Below are 24,102 nucleotides of genomic sequence, written 5' to 3' on the forward strand. Positions count from 1 at the left end.
ATTCAGTGGTTCGCGACTTCAAATGAACTGAGGCGCGGTGAAGTTCTGTGAGCACAGTATATCCGGGCGGGAGCGGAATTGTCAAACACCGAATTTCCGGACGATGAATTGCGGCACGAGCAGGAATTCATCGACGGACTGTACGCGCGCGTCGACGCGCTGCGCGGCGACACCGAGGTCTCCGTCGCGGACGCCCTCGCGCAGGGCGACAAGCCCATGCAGGCCCGGCTGGAGCGGGACATCCTGGTCGCCGAGCGCTCCGGGCTGCTCGCCGCGCTGAACGCCGTCGACGGCTCGCTCTGCTTCGGCCGCATCGACCTGACCTCAGGTGTCAGCCACCACATCGGCCGTATCGGGCTGCGCACCGACGACGCCGAGCGCACCCCCGTCCTCATCGACTGGCGGGCCGACGTCGCCCGCCCCTTCTATCTGGCCACCGGGCACACCCCGCTGGGGCTGCGCCGGCGCCGGCACATCGCCACCGACGGGCGCCGCGTCACCACCCTGCACGACGAGATCCTCGACCTCGGCGACGCCACCCGCACCGGTCACGAGGACCCCACTGGGGACGCCGTGCTCCTGGCCGCGCTCAACTCCGCGCGCACCGGCCGGATGAACGACATCGTGCAGACCATCCAGGCCGAGCAGGACGAGATCATCCGGGCGCCGCACCGCGGGGTGCTGGTGGTGGAGGGCGGACCCGGCACCGGCAAGACGGCGGTCGCGCTGCACCGCGCCGCGTATCTCCTCTACGAGCACCGGGAACTGCTCGCCAAGCGGGCCGTCCTGATCGTCGGCCCCAACCCGGCGTTCCTCGGCTACATCGGCGAGGTGCTGCCCTCGCTGGGCGAGACGGGCGTGCTGCTCGCGACGGTCGGCGAACTCTTCCCCGGCGTGAAGGCGACGGCGACCGACAGCCGCGAGGCGGCCGCGATCAAGGGCCGTGCCGATATGGCGGACGTGCTCGCCGAGGTCGTACGGGACTGGCAGTCGCTGCCCGACCCGGTGATCGCGATCGAGCACGACCGCGAGATCCTGATGCTCGACGACGGCCTGGTGAAGGTGGCCCGTGAGCGCACCCGTGCCGCCCGGCTGCCGCACAACGTCGCCCGCGAGCACTTCGAGGGTCACATCCTCAACACGCTCACCGACATGGTGGCCGAACGCATCGGCACCGACCCGTACGACGGCACGAACCTCCTCGACCCCAGCGACATCACCCAGATCCGCGACGAACTCGCCGAGAACCCCGAAGTATGGGCCGCCATCGACCAGTTGTGGCCGCGCCTGACGCCGCAGCGCCTGGTCGCGGACTTCCTCGCCGACCCCGTGGGATACCTCTCGGACGAGGACGCGGCCGCGGTCCGCCGCCCGACCACACGGGCGTGGACGGTGGCGGACGTACCGCTGCTCGACGAGGCGGCCGAACTGCTCGGGGTCGACGAGCGGTTGGCACGGGCGCGGGCGGAGAAGGAGCGGGAGACGCAGGTGGCCTTTGCCCAGGGCGTCCTCGATGTCTCGTACGCCTCGCGGACGTACGAGTTCGAGGACAAGGAGGACAGCGATCCCGACGGCTCGGAGGTCCTGTCCGCGCACGACATCATCGACGCCGAGCGGTTCGCCGAGCGCCATGAGGAGGAGGACCACCGCAGCGCCGCCGAGCGCGCGGCGGCCGACCGGACCTGGGCGTTCGGGCACATCATCGTCGACGAGGCGCAGGAGCTGTCGCCGATGGCGTGGCGGCTGCTGATGCGGCGCAGCCCGACCCGCTCGATGACCCTGGTCGGCGACCCGGTGCAGACCGCGGAGGCGGCGGGCGTCGGCTCCTGGCAGAAGATCCTCCAGCCGTACGTCGAGGACCGCTGGGAGCACACCCGCCTCGGCGTCAACTACCGGACGCCGGCGGAGATCATGGAGGTCGCGGCGGCCGTGGTGCGCGCCGAGGACCCCGGCTTCGAGCCGCCGAGTTCGGTGCGGTCGACGGGCGTACGGCCGTGGGTGCGCGCGAGCGACGACCTGCCGGGCGCCGTGGCCGAGGCGGTGAAGGAACTGACCCCCGCCGAGGGCCGGCTCGCCGTCATCGCCCCGCGCCACCTGCACCGGAAGCTGGCCGCACGGCTGGACGGGGTGACGGCGGGCGCCGAGCCCGACCTGACGCGGACCGTCGTCCTGCTCGATCCGCGCCAGGCCAAGGGCCTGGAGTTCGACTCCGTCCTGGTGGTGGAGCCGGGCAGCTATGGAACCAGCGACCTGTACGTGGCCCTGACCCGGGCGACACAGCGGCTCGGCGTGTTGCACAAGGGCGCGCTGCCCGAGGGGCTCAGGCAGGCCGCAGCCACACCGTAGCCAGGGGCGGCAGGGTCAGGCGGACGCTCGAGGGGCGGCCGTGTGCGCCCTGCGGCTCCGGTTTGACCGGGTCGGGGTTGGTGACGTCGCCGCCGCCGTACCTCCCGAGGTCCGTGTTGAGGGTCTCGTGCCAGGCGGGGACGTCCTCCGGTACGCCGAGGCGGTAGTCGTGGCGGACGACCGGGGAGAGGTTCGAGACCGACAGGAGGGGGTTGCCCTCGGCGTCCAGTCTCAGGAAGGCGAAGACGTTGTCGTCCGCGGCGTCACCGACGATCCACTGAAAGCCGGCCGGGTCGGTGTCCCGCTGCCACAGGGCCGGGGTCGCGCGGTAGAGGGCGTTGAGGTCGCGGACCAGGTCGCGGATGCCGCGGTGGTCCGCCTCGGCGCCGTACGCCGAATCCAGCAGCCACCAGTCGGGGCCGTGGGCCTCGGACCATTCGGCGCCCTGGGCGAACTCCTGGCCCATGAAGAGGAGTTGCTTGCCGGGGTGGGCCCACATGAAGCCCAGGTACGCACGGTGGTTGGCGCGCTGCTGCCACCAGTCGCCCGGCATCTTCGACACCAGCGAACGCTTGCCGTGGACGACCTCGTCGTGGGAGATCGGCAGGACGTAGTTCTCGCTGTAGGCGTACACCATCGAGAAGGTCATCTCGTGGTGGTGGAACCTGCGGTGCACCGGTTCGTGCTGCATGTACTCCAGCGAGTCGTGCATCCACCCCATGTTCCACTTCAGCCCGAAGCCGAGACCGCCGAAGCCGCTCGGGCCCCGGTGGTGCGTGGGGCGCGTCACGCCGTCCCAGGCGGTCGACTCCTCCGCGATCGTCACCACGCCGGGCGCCCGGCGGTAGACGGTCGCGTTCATCTCCTGCAGGAACGCCACCGCGTCCAGGTTCTCCCGGCCCCCGTGCTCGTTCGGCGACCACTGGCCGGGCTCACGGGAGTAGTCGAGGTAGAGCATCGAGGCGACCGCGTCCACCCGGAGCCCGTCCATGTGGAACTCCTCGCACCAGAACACGGCGTTCGCCACCAGGAAGTTGCGCACCTCGCGGCGGCCGAAGTCGAACTCCAGCGTGCCCCAGTCGGGATGCGCGGCCCGCGACGGATCCTCGTGCTCGTACAGCGGGCGCCCGTCGAACTCCGCCAACGCCCAGTCGTCCCGCGGGAAATGGGCCGGCACCCAGTCCATCAGCACACCGATGCCCGCCCGGTGCAGGGCGTCGACCAGGTACTTGAAATCGTCGGGGGTGCCCAGCCGGGCGGTGGGGGCGTAGAAGCCGGTGACCTGGTATCCCCACGAGCCGCCGAAGGGGTGCTCGGCGACCGGCATCAGCTCGACGTGGGTGAAGCCCAGGTCCTTGATGTACGCGGGGAGTTGTTCGGCCAGTTGGCGGTAGGTCAGGCCGGGACGCCAGGAGGCGAGGTGGATCTCGTACACGGAGAACGGGGCCTCGTGCACCGCAGTGTCCGCCCGGCGTGCCATCCACTCCGTGTCGCCCCACTCGTACCGCGAGGCGTGCACGATCGAGGAGGTGTTCGGCGGGGCCTCGGTGCGGCGGGCCAGCGGGTCGGCGCGCAGGGTCCGGGAGCCGTCCGGGCGGGTGATCTCGAACTTGTACAGCTCGCCCTCGCCGATGCCCGGCACGAACAGCTCCCACACCCCCGAGGAGCCCAGCGACCGCATGGGGTGGCCCGTGCCGTCCCAGAAGTTGAAGCCACCGGCCAGCCGTACGCCCCGAGCGTTCGGCGCCCACACCGTGAAGCGGGTGCCGGTCACGCCCTGGTGCGTCATCGGCTCGGCGCCCAGGGCCTGCCACAGCTGCTCGTGCCGGCCCTCGCCGATCAGATGCAGATCGAGGTCACCGAGCGTGGGCAGGAACCGGTAGGCGTCCTCGGTCTCCCGCACCGTCTCGTCGTACGCCACCAGCAGCCGGTACTCCGGGACCCCGATCAGGGGCAGCAGCCCGGAGAAGAAGCCGTCGCCGTCGTCGTGCAGTTCGGCCCGCAGACTGCCCGACACCACCGTGACGGACCGGGCGTACGGGCGCAGGGCCCGGACGGCGATCCCGCCGGGCACCGGGTGGGCGCCGAGGACGGAGTGCGGGTCGTGGTGCGTGCCGTGCAGCAGCCGCTCGCGGTCGGCGGCGTCGAGGGCGGGGGACACGGCGGTCTCGGCGGGGGCGACGGCCGTCTTCGGGACCACCTTCTTCGTGACGGCCGTCTTCGTGACCGCCTTCTTCGGGGAAGCCTTCTTGGCGGAGGCCTTCTTCGCCGGGGCCTTCTTGGCTGTCGCCCTCTTGGCCGTGGCTTTCTTCGCGCCGGCCTTCGTGGTCGCCTTCTTCGCGCCGGCCGTCTTCTTGGCCGCTGCCTTACTGGCCGTTGGCTTCTCGGCCGACGTCTCGGCCGCTTGCTCGGCTGTCTTCGCTGTCTTCTTGGCCGCCGTCTTCTGTGGATTCTTCGGATCCGAACCGCTGGACGGGGGGCTGGGGGTCACGGACGAGCCTCCTGGGCGAGGGTGAGGTCAGAGCTGGTCGGACAGGGCCAGGCGGTGTACCGCCGACATCGGTACGGGGAGCCAGTCGGGGCGGTGGCGGGCCTCGTAGACGACCTCGTAGACCGCCTTGTCGGTCTCGTGGGCCCGCAGCAGAACGGGATCCGTGCGCGGGTCGCGCCCGGCGACCTCGGCGTACCCGGAGCAGTACGCGGCCCGGCACGCCGCCGCCCAGCCCGGGGCCGGCGGGGTCGCCGAGTGCGCCGCGTAGTCGAAGGAGCGGAGCATCCCCGCGATGTCCCGCACCGTCGGCTGCGGCATACGCCGTTCGGCCAGCGGGCGGGCCGGTTCGCCCTCGAAGTCGATCAGCGACCACTGCCCGGAGGGTGAGCGCAGACACTGGCCGAGGTGCAGGTCGCCGTGGATGCGCTGGGCGGTCCAGGTGCGGCCCTCGGCGGCCAGCTCGGCCAGCGCCTCGTAGGCGCAGCGCAGCCCCGGCTCGTACGGACCTAACGTCGGCACCGCCTGTACGGCCGCCTCCAGCCGCTCGATCATGCCGTCCACCAGGAGCCGCAGCTGGACATGGCCCAGGGTGGTCGTGGGAAGCGCGTGGGCGAGGGCCGTGTGCACCTCGGCGGTGGCCCGGCCCAGCGCGCGGGCCTCGGCGGTGAAGTCCTCGCCCTTGGCCAGCTCGCGCAGCGCCAGCTCCCAGCCGTCCGTCGCGCCCCGCACGAACGGCTGGAGCACGGCGAGGACATAGGACTCCTCGCCGGGCTCGCCGGTGTCGGCCATCAGCCAAGCCGTCGGCGCGGGCACCCGGGCGCAGCCCTTGCGGGCCAGGACCAGCGGTATCTCGAGGTCGGGGTTGTCGCCGGGGACGATCCGGCGCAGCAGCTTCAGTATGAACGTATCGCCGTAGACGACCGAGGAGTTGGACTGCTCCGCGGTCATCAGACGGGCCACCAGGCCGTCGCGTATCTCCTGGCGTCCGTCCCGCTCGAAGCGCAGCCCGCCGATGCGGGCCTGGGTGCGCAGGGCCTCCAGGAGCACCTCGGCGGGCCGGGGGTCGTACAGGGCGTCGTACACCGTGCGTCCGGCGAGCGGCCCTTCCTCCACGTGTCCGATCAGCGCGGGCGCGAGCCGGGGCGGCAGCGCCTCGCGCACGCCTATCAGGAGCTGGTAGCAGTCGCCGGGGTGGGCCGCGGCGCCCAGGACGGGTGGCTGATGGGCACGGACGAGCAGATGGTGCAGGCCCAGCCTGCCGTCGGAGGGCAGCAGCTCGGTGGCCGAGACCAGGGAGAAGCCGGTGACCGGGCGCCCCTTGCCCGCGAACCACCGCTGCCTCGGCAGCCACTCGCGCAGCAGTGGATCAAGGGACGCGAGGAGGGAGCCGGGAGTTGTCGTGGCGGAACGTGTGACGGCTTCCGACATGGCGTGCGTCCTTTCCGCGTCGCATTGCGGAGGAGCATCGGGTTGCGTGAAGAGTTCCCAGGGCGGGACGGCGAAAACCGTCCCGCCCTCAAGTGCGACCAGAGGCCGCGACCGGCGGGTTGCGGAGCCGGAACCATTGGCGTTCACGCCACCCAAGCCGGTGGCGTGTCCGTTCCGATCGCCCGGAACGGTTTTACGCGACGAGCGGGCGCAGTTGATGACCGAGCCACCCGCCCGGCGGGCTCGGGTTCCGATCACCGGAACGGCGTAATCGTACCACTACTCACCGTGTTCCCTCCGTAAACGGAACCAGTAGAAGCCGTGCCCCGCCAGGGTCAGCAGATACGGCAGTTCGCCGATCGCCGGGAAGCGGACCCCGCCGAACAGCTCGACCGGATGCCTGCCGTTGAACCGCCGCAGGTCGAGTTCGGTCGGCTGGGCGAAGCGGGAGAAGTTGTGCACGCACAGGACGAGGTCGTCCTCGTGCTCGCGCAGGAAGGCGAGGACCGCGGGGTTGGAGGACTGGAGCTCGGTGTAGGAGCCGAGTCCGAAGGCGGGGTTCTGTTTGCGGATCTCGATCATGCGGCGGGTCCAGTGCAGCAGGCTGGACGGGGAGGACATGGAGGCCTCGACGTTGGTGACCTGGTAGCCGTAGACCGGGTCCATGATGGTGGGGAGGTAGAGGCGGCCGGGGTCGGAGGAGGAGAAGCCGGCGTTGCGGTCGGGGGTCCATTGCATGGGGGTGCGGACGGCGTCGCGGTCGCCGAGCCAGATGTTGTCGCCCATGCCGATCTCGTCGCCGTAGTAGAGGATCGGGGAGCCCGGGAGGGAGAGCAGCAGGGCGGTGAAGAGTTCGATCTGGTTGCGGTCGTTGTCGAGGAGGGGGGCGAGGCGGCGGCGGATGCCGATGTTGGCGCGCATGCGGGGGTCCTTGGCGTATTCGGCCCACATGTAGTCGCGTTCCTCGTCGGTGACCATCTCCAGGGTGAGTTCGTCGTGGTTGCGCAGGAAGATGCCCCACTGGCAGCCGGCGGGGATGGCGGGGGTCTTGGCGAGGATCTCGGAGACGGGGTAGCGGGATTCGCGGCGTACGGCCATGAAGATGCGGGGCATGACCGGGAAGTGGAAGGCCATGTGGCACTCGTCGCCGCCGCTGCGGAAGTCGCCGAAGTAGTCGACCACGTCCTCCGGCCACTGGTTCGCCTCCGCCAGGAGCACGGTGTCCGGGTACTGCGCGTCGATCTCCTTGCGCACCCGCTTCAGGAACTCGTGCGTGGCGGGCAGGTTCTCGCAGTTGGTGCCCTCCTGCTGGTACAGATACGGCACCGCGTCCAGCCGGAAGCCGTCGATGCCCAGGTCCAGCCAGAACTTCAGCGCGGAGATCATCTCCTCCTGGACCGCCGGGTTCTCGTAGTTGAGGTCCGGCTGGTGGGAGAAGAAGCGGTGCCAGTAGTACTCCTTGCGGACCGGGTCGTAGGTCCAGTTGGAGGCCTCGGTGTCGACGAAGATGATCCGCGCGTCCTGGAACTGCTTGTCGTCCTTCGCCCAGACGTAGTAGTCGCCGTAGGGCCCGTCCGGGTCCCGGCGGGACTCCTGGAACCACGGGTGCTGGTCGCTGGTGTGGTTCATGACGAAGTCGATGATGACGCGCATGCCCCGCTGGTGGGCGGCGTCGACGAACTCCACGAAGTCGGCGAGGTCGCCGAACTCGGGCAGCACGGCGGTGTAGTCCGAGACGTCGTAACCGCCGTCGCGGAGCGGGGACTTGAAGAACGGCGGCAGCCAGAGGCAGTCGACGCCGAGCCACTGCAGGTAGTCGAGTTTCGCGGTCAGGCCCTTGAGGTCGCCGATGCCGTCGCCGTCGCTGTCCTGGAAGGAGCGGACCAGGACCTCGTAGAACACGGCGCGTTTGAACCAATCCGGGTCCCGGTCCTTGGCGGGTGTGTCCTCGAAGGTGTCCGGAACGGGCTCGTTGACGATCATTTTGTGGGTGACCCTCCGATCTGCGGGTTGGACGGTCGCAGAACCGTGCAGACGTGCGCGGGTCGCCGACCCGGTTCGAGACGCACGTAGTTGGTCCTGCCCCAGTGGTAGGTCTCGCCGGTGAGTTCGTCACGCACCGGCACCGACTCGTGCCATTCCAGGCCGAGTTGCGGCATGTCCAACGAGACCGTGGCCTCCTGGGTGTCGTGGGGGTCGAGGTTGGCGACCACCAGAACCGTGTTCGATCCACTCCGCTTGCTGTACGCGATCACCGCTTCCTTGTCGGTGTGATGGAAGTGGAGATCACGCAGCTGCCGCAGGGCCGGGCTGTGGCGCCGGATGGTGTTGAGGCGGGTGATCAGGGGGGTGATGGTGTGTCCGTCGCGTTCGGCGGCGGCCCAGTCGCGTGCTTTGAGCTGGTACTTCTCCGAGTCGAGGTACTCCTCGCCGCCCTGCCGGAGCGGGGTGTTCTCGCACAGTTCGTAGCCGCTGTAGATGCCCCACGCGGGGGAGAGGGTCGCGGCGAGCACGGCGCGCACCTCGAAGGCGGGCCGGCCGCCGTGCTGGAGGTAGGCGTGCAGGATGTCGGGGGTGTTGGCGAAGAAGTTGGGCCGCATGTAGGCGGCCGCCTCCCCGGACAGTTCCGTCAGGTACTCGGTCAGCTCCTGCTTGGTGTTGCGCCAGGTGAAGTACGTGTACGACTGCTGGAAACCGATCTGCGCCAGGGTGTGCATCATCGCCGGGCGGGTGAACGCCTCGGCCAGGAAGAGCACATCGGGGTCGGAGGCGTTGACGTCCGCGATCACCCGCTCCCAGAACATGACCGGTTTGGTGTGCGGGTTGTCCACCCGGAAGATCCGTACCCCGTGCGCCATCCAGTGCCGCAGCACCCGCAGCGTCTCGGCGACCAGTCCGTCCAGGTCGGTGTCGAAGGCGATGGGGTAGATGTCCTGGTACTTCTTGGGCGGGTTCTCCGCGTGGGCGATCGTGCCGTCGGGGCGGTGGTGGAACCACTCGGGGTGCTTGTGCACCCAGGGGTGGTCCGGGGAGCACTGCAGCGCGAAGTCGAGCGCCACCTCCAGACCCAGTCCGCGGGCCCGGTCCACGAAGCGGTCGAAGTCCTCCAGGGTGCCCAGGCCGGGGTGGACGGCGTCGTGGCCGCCCTCGGGGGAGCCGATCGCCCAGGGCACGCCGACGTCGTCGGGGCCGCATGGTCAGGGTGTTGTTGCGGCCCTTGCGGAACGTCGTCCCGATCGGGTGGATCGGCGGGAGGTAGACCACGTCGAAGCCCATCGCGGCGATCGCCTCCAGACGCCGCGCGGCGGTACGGAACGTGCCGTGCGGCTGCTGGGGCGTGCCCTCCGAGCGCGGGAAGAACTCGTACCACGAGCCGTACAACGCGCGTTCACGCTCCACCAGCAGCGGCATCGGCTCCGACGCGGTCACCAGCTCCCGCAGCGGATACCGCGCCAGCACCCCGTCCACCTCCGGCGCCAACGCCGCCGCAAGGCGCCAGGCGGCCGGCCGTCCCTCGTCCCGCAGGGCGTCAACCGCGGTGAGCAGGACGTCCCGTTGCCCGTCGCGCTTCGGTACCGCGCCGGCCGCCCGCTCGTACAGCCGGGCGCCCTCCTCCAGCACCAGTTCGGTGTCCATCCCCGCCGGGATCTTGATCTGCGCGTGGTGCCGCCAGGTGGTGACCGGATCTCCCCACGCCTCCACCGTGTACGTCCAGCGACCGGCTTCGCCCACGGTGACGTCCGCGCCCCAGCGGTCGGTGCCCGGGGCGAGTTCACGCATCGGCGTCCAGGGTCCGGGGCGGCCCTCGGGGTCCCGCAGTACGACATTGGCGGCCACGGCGTCGTGTCCCTCTCGGAACACCGTGGCCGAGACCTCGAACGTCTCTCCAGTGACCGCCTTGGCGGGCCTGGATCCACGCTGGACGACCGGGCGGACGTCGAGGACGGGGATGCGGCCCGTCACGGTGGTCCCGCCCGCGGAGGACTGCTGCCGCGTCGGGGGGCCGGAGTCGGCCGGGCGTACCGGCGGGGGCAGGGCGGCGGCTGTGCCGGCCGTGCCCTTCGAGCTGTTCCTGCTGCTTGTCGGGGGTGCTGACGAGTGGTGCTTGGCGGGCATGACCGCTCCTGTCCGCGTCAACGTGGGTGTGGCGGATGGATGGGGGAGGTGGGTCCTGCGGGTGTACCTGTGGTGCTTCTGCGGGGTGTGTCCGTGGTGCCTCTGCGGGGTCTACCGGAGGAGCCTTCCCACCCTGTTCGGGTGAGCAATCCGGCACTTTGTTAACTACTCACGCGTATCTCTTCGCACAGGACCGGCCCCGTCCGGTGAGAACGGGGCCGGCGGCGACACTCTGCCATCACGGCGGCGGAGCCTGCAGGAGTTTGTCCGGGGAGCCAGGTCCCGCACCGGACACCTCGCCGGTCGCCGCGTGCCCCACAAGGGCCTTGGCGACCTGAGCGGGGCCGGCTCTGCGGTGCTCGGCAAGGTAGAGGGCGGCCGCGCCCGCGGCGTGCGGGGCCGCCATCGACGTACCGGAGTAGGTCGCCGTCCCGGTGTCGCTCGTCCGGGACGCCGAGGTGATCGAGACTCCCGGCGCGAACAGGTCCAGCGCGACACCGAAGTTGGAGAACGCGGCCCGCGTGTCCGTCCGGTCCGTGGCGCCGACGGTGATCGCCTCCGGCACGTCGGCGGGGGAGTAACGGCCGGCCGGAAGACCCTCGTTGCCCGCCGCGACCGTGTAGGTGACGCCGGACGCGATGGAGGCGCGCACGGCGGCGTCGAGCTGCTCGCTGTGGCCGCCGCCCAGACTGAGGTTGGCGACCGCGGGCCGGTGCGCGTGCCGGGTCACCCAGTCGATGCCGGCGATGACCCGGGCGATGGTGCCCGAGCCCGCGTCGTCCAGCACACGTACGGCGACGACCCTGGCCTTCTTGGCGACGCCGTACCGCGTTCCGGCGATGGTCCCGGCGACATGGGTGCCGTGCCCGTTGCCGTCCCCGGCCGTCCGGTCGCCGTCGACGAAGTCCCAGCCGTAGCTCGCCCGTCCGCCGAAGTCGCGGTGGGTGATCCGGATGCCGGTGTCGATCACGTACACCGTCACTCCGGCGCCCCCGGAGTCCGGCCAGCCGTAGCGCTGGTCGAGCGGCAGGTTCCGCTGGTCGACGCGGTCCAGGCCCCAGGACGGCGGACTCTTCTGGGTGCGGTCCAGCGCCACGCGACCGTCCTGGGCGACCGAGGCGACCCGCGGGTCGGCCGCGAGCAGCCTCGCCTGTCTCTCATTGGCCTTGACGGCATACCCGTTGAGGACACTGCCGTAGGTATGGCCTATTTCGACCCCGTACTTCGCGGCGAGGCTCTTTCCCGCGTCCGACGGGGCCTCGATCCCCTTTCCCAGGGTCACCAGATAGCTTCCGCCGACGGAGCCGGGCTCGTCGGCGCCGAGTATGTTCCCCTCCGGTGCGGCGTGCGCGGGCAGGGTGGCGGCCGAGAGCACCGCGGCCGTGACGGCCGCGGTCAGGCCTCCCGCCCGGCGCAGACGCCCGGTTCGCGTCCGTGCCATGGTCCGAGTTCCCCTCCTCCACTCCAGTGGCAGCGTCTCGTGCGGGGCGGAGCGCCACAAGAACGCCTGGGTGCGCAGAATCGGCCATCTCACCGGTTCGCGCCGTACGGTCGTTCCGGTGTTCGAAGGGCTTCGAGGGGGTTCGAGGGCGAAGTCTGAGGGCGAAGTTCGAGGGCGAGCTTCGAGGGAGAAGTTCGAGGGCGAACTTTGAACGCGAGGTCCCAGCGGAGCTCAGGGCAACACCGGTACCGTGCTGCGTGACCGGACGCACAGTGCCGTGCGTCCATCCAGCGAACGCGCCGAGGTGGCTAGTGAAGGCGATCCGTCGGTTCACCGTCCGTCCCGTGCTCCCCGAACCCCTCCGGCCGCTGAGCGACCTGGCGCGCAATCTGCGCTGGTCCTGGCATACGGAAACGCGCGAACTCTTCCAGTCCGTCGACCCCGAACGCTGGGCCGCCTCCGAGGGCGACCCGGTCCGCCTGCTGGGCAGTGTGCGCCCCGGGCGGCTCGCCGAGCTCGCCGAGGACCGCCGCTTCCTGCGTCGCCTGACCGCGGCCGCCGACGACCTGACCGACTATGTGACCGGCGACCGCTGGTACCAGACCCAGTCCGCCGAACTGCCCGCCGCCATCGCCTACTTCTCCCCGGAGTTCGGCATCACGGCAGCCCTGCCCCAGTACTCCGGCGGCCTCGGCATCCTCGCCGGTGACCATCTCAAGGCCGCCAGCGACCTCGGCGTACCGCTGATCGGGGTCGGCCTCCTCTACCGGCACGGCTACTTCCGGCAGAGCCTTTCCCGGGACGGCTGGCAGCAGGAGCACTACCCGGTGCTCGACCCCAACGAGCTGCCGGTGGCGCTCCTGAAGGAGCCCGACGGCACCCCCGCCCAGGTCTCCCTCGCCCTGCCCGGCGGCCGACAGCTGCACGCCCGGATCTGGCTGGCCCAGGTCGGCCGCGTGCCCCTGCTGATGCTGGACTCGGACGTCGAGGAGAACGACCTCGGCGAACGCGGCGTCACCGACCGGCTCTACGGCGGCGGCAGCGAGCACCGGCTGCTGCAGGAGATGCTGCTCGGCATCGGAGGGGTACGGGCCGTACGGACGTACTGCCGGCTCACCGGCCACCCGGAGCCCGAGGTCTTCCACACCAACGAGGGCCACGCCGGCTTCCTCGGCCTGGAGCGCATCGCCGAACTCTGCGACCAGGGACTGGACTTCGACGCGGGACTGGAAGCCGTACGCGCCGGAACGGTGTTCACCACGCACACGCCCGTCCCGGCCGGCATCGACCGCTTCGACCGGGAGCTGGTCGCCCACCACTTCGGCCCCGACGCCGAACTGCCGCGCATCGACGTCGAGCACATCCTGCGGCTCGGCATGGAGACCTACCCCGGCGGCGAGGCCAATCTCTTCAACATGGCCGTGATGGGCCTCAGGCTCGCCCAGCGCGCCAACGGCGTCTCCCAGCTGCACGGGCACGTCAGCCGTGAGATGTTCTCGGGACTGTGGCCGGGATTCGACCCCGACGAGGTGCCGATCACCTCCGTCACCAACGGAGTGCACGCTCCCACCTGGGTCGCCCCGGAGGTGTTCAGCCTCGGCGCCCGCCAGCTCGGTGCCGAGCGCGCCGAGGACGAGCTGTCGGCCGGTGGCGCGGAGCGCTGGGACGTGGTCGCGGACATCCCGGACCAGGAGATCTGGGAGCTGCGGCGCAGTCTGCGCGAGCAGCTGGTCGTGGAGGTACGGGAGCGGCTGCGCGCCTCCTGGCGGCAACGCGGCGCGGGCACGGCCGAGTTGGGCTGGATCGACGGTGTCCTGGACCCCGACGTGCTGACCATCGGGTTCGCCCGCCGGGTCCCGTCGTACAAGCGCCTGACCCTGATGCTGCGCGACCGCGACCGCCTGATGGACCTGCTGCTGCACCCCGAACGCCCGATCCAGATCGTGGTCGCGGGCAAGGCGCACCCCGCGGACGACGGAGGCAAGCGGCTCGTCCAGGAGCTGGTCCGGTTCGCCGACGACCCGCGCGTGCGCCATCGCATCGTCTTCCTCCCGGACTACGGCATGGCGATGGCGCAGAAGCTCTACCCTGGCTGCGACATCTGGCTGAACAACCCCCTGCGCCCACTGGAGGCCTGCGGGACCTCCGGTATGAAGGCGGCCCTGAACGGCTGCCTCAACCTGTCCGTCCTGGACGGCTGGTGGGACGAGTGGTTCCAGCCGGACTTCGGCTGGGCGATCCCGACGGCGGACGGCGCGGGCACGGACCCCGACCACCGCGACGACATCGAGGCCGCCGCCCTCTACGACCTCCTCGAACAGCGGGTGACCCCCCGCTTCTACGAGCGTGGCCAGGCGGGCCTGCCCGACCGCTGGATCGAGATGGTCCGCCAGACGCTGACGCTGCTCGGTCCGAAGGTGCTGGCGGGCCGCATGGTCCGGGAGTACGTCGAGCGGCTCTACGCCCCCGCCGCCCAGGCCGACCGGGCACTGACCGCGGACTCGGCCGGCGAACTGGCCCGCTGGAAGTCCCGGGTGCGCGCTGCGTGGCACGGGGTGACGGTCGACCACGTGGAGACGACGGCCGCCCTGGCCACGGCGGAGCTGGGCACGACGCTGGGTCTGCGCGTGCGCGTGGCCCTCGGCGACCTCGGCCCGGACGACGTCGAGGTGCAGGTGGTCTCCGGCCGCGTCGACTCTCAGGACCGCATCACCGACGCGACGACGGTCCCGCTGAAGCCGGCGGGCGGCGCCGACCTGGAGGGCCGCTGGGTCTACGAGGGCCCCCTGTCCCTCGACCGCACCGGCCCCTACGGCTACACGGTCCGCATCCTCCCCGCTCACCAACTGCTCGCTTCCAGTGTCGAGTTGGGGCTGGTCGCGGTGCCGTCGGAGGAGGTCGTGGAGGGGGCGGGGGTGCTGATGCGCTAGGGACTTCGACCGCGTAGAAAGCCTTCAATGAGGTCTTCGGAAGGCGATGACATGGCCGGGGAAACCGGCGACCGGTACGGCCCTGTCGACGTAGTGGTGATCTTCGATTGGCGCGACGGGCCGCTCGAGGGGATCCTGAGGTGGAGGGGCCGCGCTGCCTGCTGTTACTTCAAGCTGCTCGCGGAGTGCGCGGATTCCTCGGACCTGGACGACAGGCTCTTCTGGATCTGGTCGATCCCGGACGCCGACAGTGCGGTGCTCGTCCGGGAGTTCGGGGACGAGGAGACCGGCCGACTCGTCTGGCCGGTCTCCGGCGGACTCGGCTCGGCCCGGGCGCGCGCGATCGTCGACGGTCTGCTGTCGGGCCGTCCCGGAGCGCCGGACCGGGTCATGCGCACCGCTGACTTCGCAGAGGTCCTCGGCTGGGACGTGGCCCCTGCCACGATGGCGGACGGGTAGTTTCCGGCCAGGCGGGCCGCGGAGATGTGCCACGGGCTCCGCTGAGGGAAATCCTTCGGCGGAGCCCGTGGCATTGCGGAGCCGTCAGGCCGGGAGGACGGTCAGTCCGTCGCGGCGTCGGCGCACAGCCGTCGTAGTACCACCCCGCAGCGGCGGGCGTACGCATGCTGCAGTCCCCGGGTCGCCGCCCCGCCCGCGCGGGCGTACCAGCTCTGGGCCTTGCTGAACGCGGCCACCGTCAGCCACACCGTGCCGTCTCCCGTGCGGTCCACCACGAAGGCCTCCTCGCCGCATTCGGGGTGGCCGGCCAGGGTGCCGTAGGCCCAGCCGGCGCGGCGGGGTTCCTCGACCGTCCAGATGATGCGGCAGGGGGCCTTGATCAGGCCGGCGAGGGTGACCGTGACGTCGACGTCGGGGGCCGCTCGGTCGGCGGTGGCGTCGATGCCGACGCCCATGGCGCGGTGCATCTCCCAGTCGAGCACCGCCGCGGCCGCCCGTTGGAACACCTCCTCGCCCTCGCCGATGCGCGTGCGCACGTGCAGGGGGTGGAAGCCGGGCGGGCAGACGGTGAGGTTCTCGCGGGTCGCGCCTACCGGCTCGTAGGTGAAGGACATGGGTCCCTAGCGTAGGACGGCCCCCGGGGATGCCTTCGTCCCGGGGGCCGTCCTGTCGGCTACGAGGTGACTGTGACTAGCTGACGTTGACCGCGGACCAGGCCGCCGCCACCGCCTTGTACTCGGTGCTGCTGGAGCCGTACAGCGCGGAGGCCGCGCTCAGCGTACCCGTGCGGGCCGACTTGTAGTTGGTCGTCGACGTGAAGTACGTCGTCAGCGCCTTGTACCAGATCTGCAGCGCCTTGGCGCGGCCGATTCCGGTGACGGTGGAGCCGTTGTAGGTCGGCGAGTTGTAGGTGACGCCGTTGATCGTCTTCGAGCCGCTGCCCTCCGACAGCAGGTAGAAGAAGTGGTTCGCGACGCCGGACGAGTAGTGCACGTCCTTGTTGCCGACCGTGGAGGACCAGTAGTCCGCCGAGCCGCCGTCCTTGCTGGGCTTGTCCATGTAGCGCAGCGGCGAGCCGTCGCCGTTGATGTCGATCTTCTCGCCGATGAGGTAGTCGCCGACGTCGGAGGAGTTGTTGGCGTAGAACTCCACACCGGTGCCGAAGATGTCCGAGGTGGCCTCGTTCAGGCCGCCGGACTCGCCCGAGTAGTTCAGGCCCGCGGTGTTCGCGGTGACGCCGTGGCTCATTTCGTGGCCGGCCACGTCCAGCGAGGTCAGCGGGTGGTTGTTGGTCTCGCCGTCGCCGTAGGTCATGCAGAAGCAGTCGTCGTCCCAGAAGGCGTTGACGTACGAGCTGCCGTAGTGGACGCGCGAGTAGGCGCCGACACCGTCGTTCTTGATGCCGCTGCGGCCGAAGGTGTTCTTGTAGAAGTCCCAGGTCTCCTGCGCGCCGTAGGCGGCGTCGGCGGCCGCGGTCTGGTCGGTGGTGGAGCTGGAGGCGCTGCCGGTGCCCCAGACGTTGTCCGAGTCGGTGAACAGCGTGCCGGTGCCGGAGCTGGTGGTGTGCTTCAGGTTGTACGTCTTGTGCCCGCCGCGGGTGGTGTCGTACAGCTGGTACGTCGAGCCCGACAGGTTGGTGTTGAGGCTGACGGTGCCGGAGTACAGCGTCTTGCCGGTGCCGGTGGCGTTCTCGATGCCCTGGTACTCGAAGAGCTTCTTGCCGGTGGCCGCGTCGGTGATGACGTGCAGCCGGTTGGGGGTGCCGTCGTCCTGGAGGCCGCCGACGACGGTCTCGTAGGCGAGGACGGGCTTGCCGGAGCCGGCCCAGATGACCTTGCGCGCGCCGTCGGCGGCGGTCTTGGCCGAGCCGAGGGACTTGGCGGCGGTCAGCGCCTGCTTCTCGGCCTTGGCGGCGGCGATCTGCGGCTTGAGCGACGCCACCTTGATGGCGTCCTTCGCGGCTCTGGTGACGCCCTCGGCCTTGCCCGCCTTCGAGGTGTGGACGACCAGGTCGCCGCCGAGCACCGGGAGGCCCGCGTAGGTGCGCTCGTAGCGGGTGTGGACGGTGCCGTCGACGTCCTTCACGACGTCCTTGACGACCAGCTTCTCCTTGGTGCCGAGGCCTATGCTGCGGGCGGTCTCGGCGGCGTCGGCCTGCGCCTGCTGGACCAGGGTGGTGCGGGCCGCGGCCGACAGCGTGGTCGGGGCGGCGGCCAGGGGCTTGGCGGAGGCGGACCCGTTCGGGGTCTGCGCGGAGGCACTGGTGGTCAGACCGGTGGAGAGCAGGGCTCCGGCCGCGACAGCGGTGGCGATGGCCAGAGTGGTGCGCTTGTGACGCGCGTAGAGGGGGCTCACTCAAGCTCCTTCTCGTGGGGGAGTCCGGGCAGTGTGGGGTTACTGACCGGAGTGGGAAGTGCAGCTGTGCGGCGGGTGAGGGAAGAGTGACATCGAGGACGCGTACATGTCAGGACCTTGAAGTGATGTTGGCCGAAAACCGACTGTCCGGTAAATGTTGCGGCCATGTAAAACGGGCGCCGCCCGGGGGAGTCGAACCTCCCGGACGGCGCCCTGCCGACGAGCCGGTGACGTGCGGTTTACGGGAACGTGAGCTTCCAGCTGTTGATCGTTCCGACGTCCTGTGCCGCCTGGTCCTGGACCTTCAACTTCCAGGTTCCATTGGCCGATTCGGAGGAGGCGTTGACCGTGAAGGTCTGGTTCACGTCGTCCGCCGAGTCCGACGAGCTGAAGTTCTTCAGGCGATACGCGGTGCCCGACGGGCCGACCAGGTCGATCACCAGGTCACCGCGCCAGGTGTGCGAGATGTCGACCGTCACCTGGAGGTTGTTCGGGGCGTTGCCGCTCCGGCCGGAGACGGTGATGTTCGAGGTGACCGCGGGCCCGTTGTCCGGGATCGACACGGGCGTGGTGTTCTCGTACGACGTACCGCCGCCGCCCCCGCCGCCGGACCGCGAGCCGACCGCCACGCCCGCCCAGGCGTCCTGCACCGCCTTGTACTCGGTGCTGGTGGTGCCGTACAGCTCACCCGCCGCCGCGAGGGTGCCGGTGCGGGCGCCCGCGTAGTTGGTGGTGGACGTCCACTTGGTGGTCAGCGCGCGATACCAGATCTGCAGCGCCTTGTCCCGGCCGATGCCGGTCACCGGAAGCCCGTCCGCCGTGGGCGAGTTGTAGGTGACACCGTTGATGACCTTGGCGCCGCTGCCCTCGCTCAGCAGGTAGAAGAAGTGGTTCGCGGGGCCCGACGAGTAGTGCACGTCGATGCCGCCGAGCCCGGAGTACCAGCTGTCCTTGGACGCGCCGTCCTTGCTGGGCTTGTCCATGTAGCGCAGCGGGGTGCCGTCGCCGTTGATGTCGATCTTCTCGCCGACGAGATAGTCGCCGGGGTCGGCGGAGTTGTTGGCGTAGAACTCCACGCCGGCGGCCATGATGTCGGAGGTCGCCTCGTTGAGACCGCCGGACTCGCCGCTGTAGTTGAGGCGGGCGGTGTTGGAGGTGACACCGTGGCTCATCTCGTGACCGGCCACGTCGACGGCGGTCAGCGGGTCGTTGTTGCCGGACCCGTCGCCGTAGGTCATGCAGAAGCAGCTGTCGTCCCAGAACGCGTTGACGTACGAGTTGCCGTAGTGCACCCGGGAGTACGCGCCCACGCCGTTGTTCTTGATGCCGGTGCGGCCGAAGACGGCCTTGTAGTAGTCCCAGGTGAGGGCGGCGCCGTAGTGCGCGTCCGCGCCCGCGGTGGCGGCGTTCGAGTTGGTGCCGTTGCCCCAGGTGTCGTTGGTCTGCGAGAAGAGCGTGCCGGTGCCGGACGTGCCGTGGTTCAGGTTGTACGTCTTGTGGCCGCCGCGCGCCCCGTCGGTGAGGGTGTAGTTCGACCCGGACTGGGTGGTGGTCAGCGTGACCTGGCCGCTGTACCGCGTGTTGCCGACGCCGGTCTCGATGCCCTGGTACTCGTAGAGCTTCTTGCCGGTGGCCGCGTCGGTGATGACGTGCAACTGGTTCGGGGTGCCGTCGTCCTGCAGTCCGCCGACGACGGTCTCGTAGGCGAGGACGGGCTTGCCGGTGGCCGCCCAGATCACCTTGCGGGCGCTGTCGGCGGTCGACCGGGTGCCGCCGAGGGCCTGGGCGCGCTTGACGGCCTGCCGCTCGGCGGCCGCCTTCGTGACGCCCGGAGTGAGGCCGGCGACCTTGATGGTGGCGTTCGTGGCCTTGATGACACGCTGGGTCGCACCCGACTTCGCGGTGTCGACGATCAGGTCGCCGCCGAGGACCGGGAGGCCGGCGTAGGTGCGCTCGTAGCGGGTGTGGAGGGTGCCGTCGGTGTCCTTGACGACGTCACGGGCGACGAGCCGCTCCTGCGACCCGAGGCCTATCGCCTTGGCCGTGTCCGCCTTGGCGGCACCGGCGTCGCGGATCAGTTCGGCGCGCTGCGAGGGGGTGAGCCGGACCGCCGAGTGAGCCGGGTTGCCCTTGGCCGACGGGGCCTGGGACGCCGGTGCGGCGCTGGCCGCGCCGGACTGGACGGCGGCGGCGATCAGCGCGGTGACGCCTGCGAGGGCGACGGCTGCGGTGCGGCGGTGCATGGTGTGGGAGGTGCGTCCGCGAGAGGAACTGCTTCTCAACACTGACTCCTTCTGCATGGCCGCGGGTCGCGCGGCCAGGGGAGATCCGGACGGTGGGTTGGGGCGTCCGGGCAGAACAGGGCGTAACGCGGAACCATGTGCCTGTGCGGGGCCGGCTCGTACGGAGCAGATGTAGCTGTGGGGTTGCTGTGAGTCGGCCGTGGGAAGAGTGGCAGGGGATCAAGCCATCTGTCAGGACCGCGTCAGAAATTTGGCCGGAAATGGTCCGTTGACCGGATGTTCATGTTCGCTATGCGGACCGTTGGCCCGGGGTGCGACCGGCCGGGGGTGCGCCGAGTGTCAGTGCCGTCCGTCATGCTCGGCGCATGCACGAGAACGCCTTCTGGCAGCTGATCGACGACTGCCGCCCCGGCGCCCTCGATCCCGACGCGGAAGAGCTGGCGGCGGCCCTCACGGCCCGCCTGTCCAACGGTCCGGTCGCGTCGGTCGTCGGATTCGCCGAACAGCTGTCGTGGGCGCTGTACCGCCTGGACCGGCGGGAGTTCGGGGAGGGGCTGTCGGGGGACGCCTTCCTGAACACGCGTGCCGCCGTCGTCGCCGACGGCCGCGGCCGGTACGAGGCGGTCCTCCGGGACCCGGCCCGCTTCGAGCCGTACGCCACCGGCCTGGTCTGGGCGGAGCCCTTGCTCCATGTGCCGGACGCGGCGTACGCACACCTCACCGGCGAGCCGTGGGGCCGGGACACCCGCTACTCCCACGAGTCCTTCTCGAACGCCGCCGGATGGGCGAAGGCGAAGCCCTCCTGAGCCCGCTCAGCGCGCGGCGTCCCCGTGCCACGTGCGCCACAGGGCCGCATACGCACCCTCCGCCGCCACCAGGGCTTCGTGGGTGCCGAGTTCGGTGAGGTGGCCGTTCTCCATCACCGCCACGCGGTCGGCGTCGTGGGCGGTGTGCAGGCGGTGGGCGATGGCGATGACCGTGCGGCCCTCCAGTACGGCGGCCAGGGCGCGCTCGGTGTGCCGGGCGGTCGTCGGGTCCAGCAGGGCCGTGGCCTCGTCCAGGATCAGGGTGTGCGGGTCGGCCAGCACCACCCGGGCGAGGGCCAGTTGCTGGGCCTGGGAGCCGTCCGTGGGGCAACCGCCCGTACCGAGGGTGGCGTTGAGGCCGTTCGGCAGCTCGCGTACCCAGTCCTCCGCGCCCACCGCCGCAAGCGCCGTCCACAACTCCTCGTCCGTGGCCGACGGTTCGGCGATCAGCAGGTTGTCGCGGACCGTGCCGAGGAAGACATGGTGCTCCTGGGTGACCAGTACCACCTGACGGCGCAGCCGTTCCGGCTCCAGCGAGGCGATCGGCACCCCGCCCACCGTCACCGTGCCCGCGCCCGGCGCGTCGACGCCCGCGAGCAGCCGGCTCAGGGTCGTCTTGCCCGCGCCGGAGGGGCCCACCACGGCCAGCCGTTCCCCGGGCCGCACCGTCAGATCGACCCCGCGCAGCACCTCGCCGCCGCGCTCATAGGCGTACCGCACCCCGCACACGTCGATCCGGTCGTCCGCGGGAGTCGGGGAGCCGGCGTCCTCCGCCGCCCGCGGGGCTCGCGCCAGCCCCTCCACCCGGGCGAACGAGGCCCCGCTGTTCTGGAGTTGCTCCACCCGCATCAGGATCTGGTCCAGCGGCTCGGTGAACTGCCGCAGATACAGCGCGGCCGCCACCACCGCACCCAGCCCCACCCGCCCGTGTGCGTGCAGCACCCCGCCGATCAGCAGCACCCCGGCCACCGGCACCGTGTACGACACCTCGACCGCGGGGAAGAACACGCTCCGCAGATACAGCGTGTACAGCCGGGTCCTGCGGGACGTCTCCAGCGCGTCCCGGCTCGCCGCGGTCCGCCGCTCCCCGAGCCGGAACGCCTCCACCGTACGGGCCCCGGACGCGGTCGCCGCGAGGATCTCCGCGACCTGCGAGGTGGCCGCGCCCTCGGCCAGATACCCGTCCCGGGCCCGGCGCAGATACCAGCGCAGCGCGAACCAGATCGGCGTCAGCCCGAACACCCCGACGAGCCCGAGCAGCGGGTCGAGCGCGAACACCGCGCCCAGCACGAACAGCGCCTGCACCGAGCAGACCAGCAGCTCGGGCCCGGTGTCCCGCAGCGTGGCGCCCACCGTGCCCACGTCGGCGGTGCCGCGCGCGGTCAGATCACCGGCGCCGGCCCGCTCCACCACCGACGCCGGCAGCGCCAGCGCCCGGTCGACGAACTCCTCACGGACCCGGGCCAGGATCCGCTCCCCGAAGCGGTGCCCCACGTACCGGGCCCAGCGGGCCAGCAGCAGTTGCGCCAGCGCACACGCCAGGATCCACAGCGCCAGCCGGTCCACGGCCCCGGTCCCGTGCCCGGCCCGCACCTCGTCCACGATCCGCCCCAGCAGCCACGGCCCGGCCAGACCGGACCCGGCGGCCAGCGCGTTCAGCGCCAGTACGGCGGCGAAGGACCCTCGGTCGGCCTTCACCAGCCGGACGGCCGCCCGTCGTACCTCGGCCCGTTCGGCGACGGGCAGTTGACCCGCGGCAGGCTGCGTCACCGTACGACCTCCTCCGTGTCCCGTGCCACCAGTGCCCGGTACCCGGGCTCGTACTCCAGCAGCCCGCGGTGCGTACCGCTCGCCGCGACCTTGCCGTCGACCAGGTAGTGGACGGTGTCCGCCCGGTCCAGGACCAGCGGGGAGGTGGTGGTCACCACGGTCGTACGGCCCGCACGGGCGGTGTGCAGCCGGTGCGCGACCGTGGACTCCGTGTGGGCGTCCAGGGCCGAGGTGGGTTCCACGGCGAGCAGCACCTCCGGGTCGGCCAGCAGCGCCCGCACCAGCCGCACCCGCTGCCGCTGGCCCCCGGAGAGGCTGCGGCCCTGGGCGGTCACGGCCGAGTCCAGGCCGTCCGGCAGGCCCTGCACGACGTCGTCGGCGGCCGCCGCGTGCACCGCCCGCCCGACGGTGGCGTCGTCGTGGTCCCGGTGCCCGCTCACCACCTCCCGCAGCGGACCCGCGAACAGGTCGGCCTCGTTGTCGGCGACCAGGATCCGCGCCCGCACCTCGGCCAGCTCAATGGCGTCGAGCCGTATGTCTCCCCAGGTGGCGGCCGACGGCGCGTACCGGCCGAGGCGGTCGATCACCGCGGCGGTGTCCGCGGGGCGGGCGCCGACCAGGGCGGTGAGCCGTCCCGGCAGCACCCGCACCCCCGACTCGGGGTCGTACAGCGCGGACGGTTCCGCGGGCGCGGACAGCGTGCCGTCGTCCGGCTCCGGCTCCAGCCGCAGCAGCCGTACGACCCGGCGCGCGGCCACCACGCCACGGCTGAGCTGGTAGCCCATCTCCAGGAAGAACGCCACCGGCCCGACCAGCACGGCCACATAGCCGTACACCGACACCAACTCGCCGATGGTGAGCTGCCCCTGGGCGGCCAGCCGGGCCGCCAGCCAGGTCACCACCGCAAGGAACAGCGTCGGCAGCCCGACCCCGAGTGCCTGCACCCAGCTGGCCACCGCGCCGACCCGGTAGCCCTGCTCCCGCAGCCGCTGCGAGTCCCGTCGGAAGGTGTCCGCGAACAGGCCCTTCCCGCCGAGGCCGTTGAGGACGCGAAGCCCGCCCGCGAGGTCGCCGATGCGCGCGGTCAGCACACCCTGCCGCTCCCGGTACTCGGCCTCCGCCCCCTGCAACCGCACCGTCAGCGGCCCGGCGACCAGCACGATCACCGGTACCCCGAGCAGCACCACCGCGGCCAGCGGCGCCGAGATCGACAGCAGCACCCCGGCCACCACCGCGTAGACGACCACGGCGCCCACCCCGGGCCCGACGACGGTCAGGGACTGCGTGATGGTCTGCACGTCGCCGACGCCGATCGTGACGACCTCCCCGGCCCCGGCCCGCCGCGGCAGCGCGGCACCCAGCCGCACGGCCTGCCCGACGACCACCTTGACCGTGCGGAAGTTGGCGTCCATCCGTACCCGTGTCATCGTGCGGTGCCGCATGATGCTCACCCATGAGTTGACGGCCCCGACCAGGAACAGCAACAGCGTCCACCAGGCCAGCCGGCCCAGCTCCCCCGGCACCAGACCGTCGTCGACGGCCCGGGACATCAGATAGGGCGCCATCGCCATCAGCACCATCCAGACGCTGGCCAGCAGCGCCCCGCACAGCGACCGGCCCGGCTGCCGCAGCACCAGCCACCACAGGAAGCGCCAGCCGCCACGGCAGTCGGGCGTCCCTGGATCCTCGTACGCGTCGATCATCCTCAGCCCCCGTT

13 protein-coding genes and 1 pseudogene are annotated in these 24,102 nt (G+C 71.0%); 4 read left to right on the forward strand and 10 right to left on the reverse strand.

What is annotated here, in order from left to right; all coding sequences use genetic code 11:
- The first annotated feature begins 78 nt into the window (after positions 1 to 78).
- Positions 79 to 2,346 carry a HelD family protein gene (locus N8I87_RS28095; protein WP_263212857.1) on the forward strand — a complete coding sequence of 756 codons (2,268 nt, stop codon included), beginning with the start codon at positions 79 to 81 and terminating at the stop codon, positions 2,344 to 2,346.
- Here the strand turns inward: N8I87_RS28095 and glgB are convergent.
- The 5 genes and pseudogenes from glgB to N8I87_RS28120 all read right to left on the reverse strand — a co-directional run bounded on the left by glgB (position 2,321) and on the right by N8I87_RS28120 (position 11,822).
- Positions 2,321 to 4,837, reverse strand: a complete 2,517-nt coding sequence (glgB, locus tag N8I87_RS28100; protein ID WP_263212858.1) for a 1,4-alpha-glucan branching enzyme — start codon at positions 4,835 to 4,837, stop codon at positions 2,321 to 2,323. The two genes, N8I87_RS28095 and glgB, sit on opposite strands and share 26 nt — an antisense overlap.
- A 27-nt stretch (positions 4,838 to 4,864) precedes the next feature.
- Complete coding sequence (locus N8I87_RS28105; protein WP_263212861.1) at positions 4,865 to 6,265, reverse strand: maltokinase N-terminal cap-like domain-containing protein; 1,401 nt, start codon at positions 6,263 to 6,265, stop codon at positions 4,865 to 4,867.
- 279 nt (positions 6,266 to 6,544) lie between these two features.
- On the reverse strand, positions 6,545 to 8,248 hold the full coding sequence (treS, locus tag N8I87_RS28110) for a maltose alpha-D-glucosyltransferase (protein ID WP_263212863.1): 1,704 nt from the start codon (positions 8,246 to 8,248) through the stop codon (positions 6,545 to 6,547).
- A pseudogene (locus N8I87_RS28115) lies at positions 8,245 to 10,381 on the reverse strand (alpha-1,4-glucan--maltose-1-phosphate maltosyltransferase). Before N8I87_RS28115 ends, treS begins: the two are co-directional and overlap by 4 nt.
- A 238-nt stretch (positions 10,382 to 10,619) precedes the next feature.
- On the reverse strand, positions 10,620 to 11,822 hold the full coding sequence (locus tag N8I87_RS28120) for a S8 family peptidase (protein ID WP_263212865.1): 1,203 nt from the start codon (positions 11,820 to 11,822) through the stop codon (positions 10,620 to 10,622).
- A gap of 311 nt (positions 11,823 to 12,133) precedes the next feature.
- Between N8I87_RS28120 and N8I87_RS28125 the strand changes: the two genes are divergently transcribed.
- Entirely contained in the window at positions 12,134 to 14,752 is a 2,619-nt protein-coding gene (locus tag N8I87_RS28125) for a glycosyltransferase family 1 protein (protein WP_263212867.1), read from the forward strand.
- A 51-nt stretch (positions 14,753 to 14,803) separates the two neighbouring features.
- On the forward strand, positions 14,804 to 15,211 hold the full coding sequence (locus N8I87_RS28130; RefSeq protein ID WP_263212868.1) for a hypothetical protein: 408 nt from the start codon (positions 14,804 to 14,806) through the stop codon (positions 15,209 to 15,211).
- 101 nt (positions 15,212 to 15,312) lie between these two features.
- On the opposite strand, the gene N8I87_RS28135 is transcribed toward N8I87_RS28130, so the two are convergent.
- From N8I87_RS28135 to N8I87_RS28145, 3 genes are all read right to left on the reverse strand, one after another.
- Positions 15,313 to 15,825 carry a DUF1990 domain-containing protein gene (locus N8I87_RS28135; RefSeq protein WP_263212871.1) on the reverse strand — a complete coding sequence of 171 codons (513 nt, stop codon included), beginning with the start codon at positions 15,823 to 15,825 and terminating at the stop codon, positions 15,313 to 15,315.
- A 76-nt stretch (positions 15,826 to 15,901) separates the two neighbouring features.
- Positions 15,902 to 17,566 (reverse strand): M4 family metallopeptidase, encoded by a 1,665-nt coding sequence (locus N8I87_RS28140; protein ID WP_263212874.1) that lies wholly within the window; start codon positions 17,564 to 17,566, stop codon positions 15,902 to 15,904.
- Between the two features lie 239 nt (positions 17,567 to 17,805).
- Positions 17,806 to 19,848, reverse strand: coding sequence for a M4 family metallopeptidase (locus N8I87_RS28145; RefSeq protein ID WP_263212877.1), 2,043 nt, complete (start codon positions 19,846 to 19,848; stop codon positions 17,806 to 17,808).
- A 326-nt stretch (positions 19,849 to 20,174) separates the two neighbouring features.
- On the opposite strand from N8I87_RS28145, the gene N8I87_RS28150 reads away from it, so the two are divergent.
- The gene (locus N8I87_RS28150; RefSeq protein ID WP_263212879.1) at positions 20,175 to 20,615 is read left to right on the forward strand and encodes a DUF4240 domain-containing protein; all 441 of its coding nucleotides are present in this window, start codon (positions 20,175 to 20,177) and stop codon (positions 20,613 to 20,615) included.
- 6 nt (positions 20,616 to 20,621) lie between these two features.
- Here N8I87_RS28150 and N8I87_RS28155 read toward each other — a convergent pair whose 3' ends face one another.
- The gene (locus N8I87_RS28155; RefSeq protein WP_263212880.1) at positions 20,622 to 22,385 is read right to left on the reverse strand and encodes an ABC transporter ATP-binding protein; all 1,764 of its coding nucleotides are present in this window, start codon (positions 22,383 to 22,385) and stop codon (positions 20,622 to 20,624) included.
- Positions 22,382 to 24,088 carry an ABC transporter transmembrane domain-containing protein gene (locus N8I87_RS28160; protein WP_263212882.1) on the reverse strand — a complete coding sequence of 569 codons (1,707 nt, stop codon included), beginning with the start codon at positions 24,086 to 24,088 and terminating at the stop codon, positions 22,382 to 22,384. The genes N8I87_RS28155 and N8I87_RS28160 overlap by 4 nt, the downstream gene beginning before the upstream one ends.
- Positions 24,089 to 24,102 lie beyond the last annotated feature (14 nt).

The organism is Streptomyces sp. HUAS 15-9 (assembly GCF_025642155.1).
In the GTDB taxonomy this organism is placed as follows: domain Bacteria; phylum Actinomycetota; class Actinomycetes; order Streptomycetales; family Streptomycetaceae; genus Streptomyces.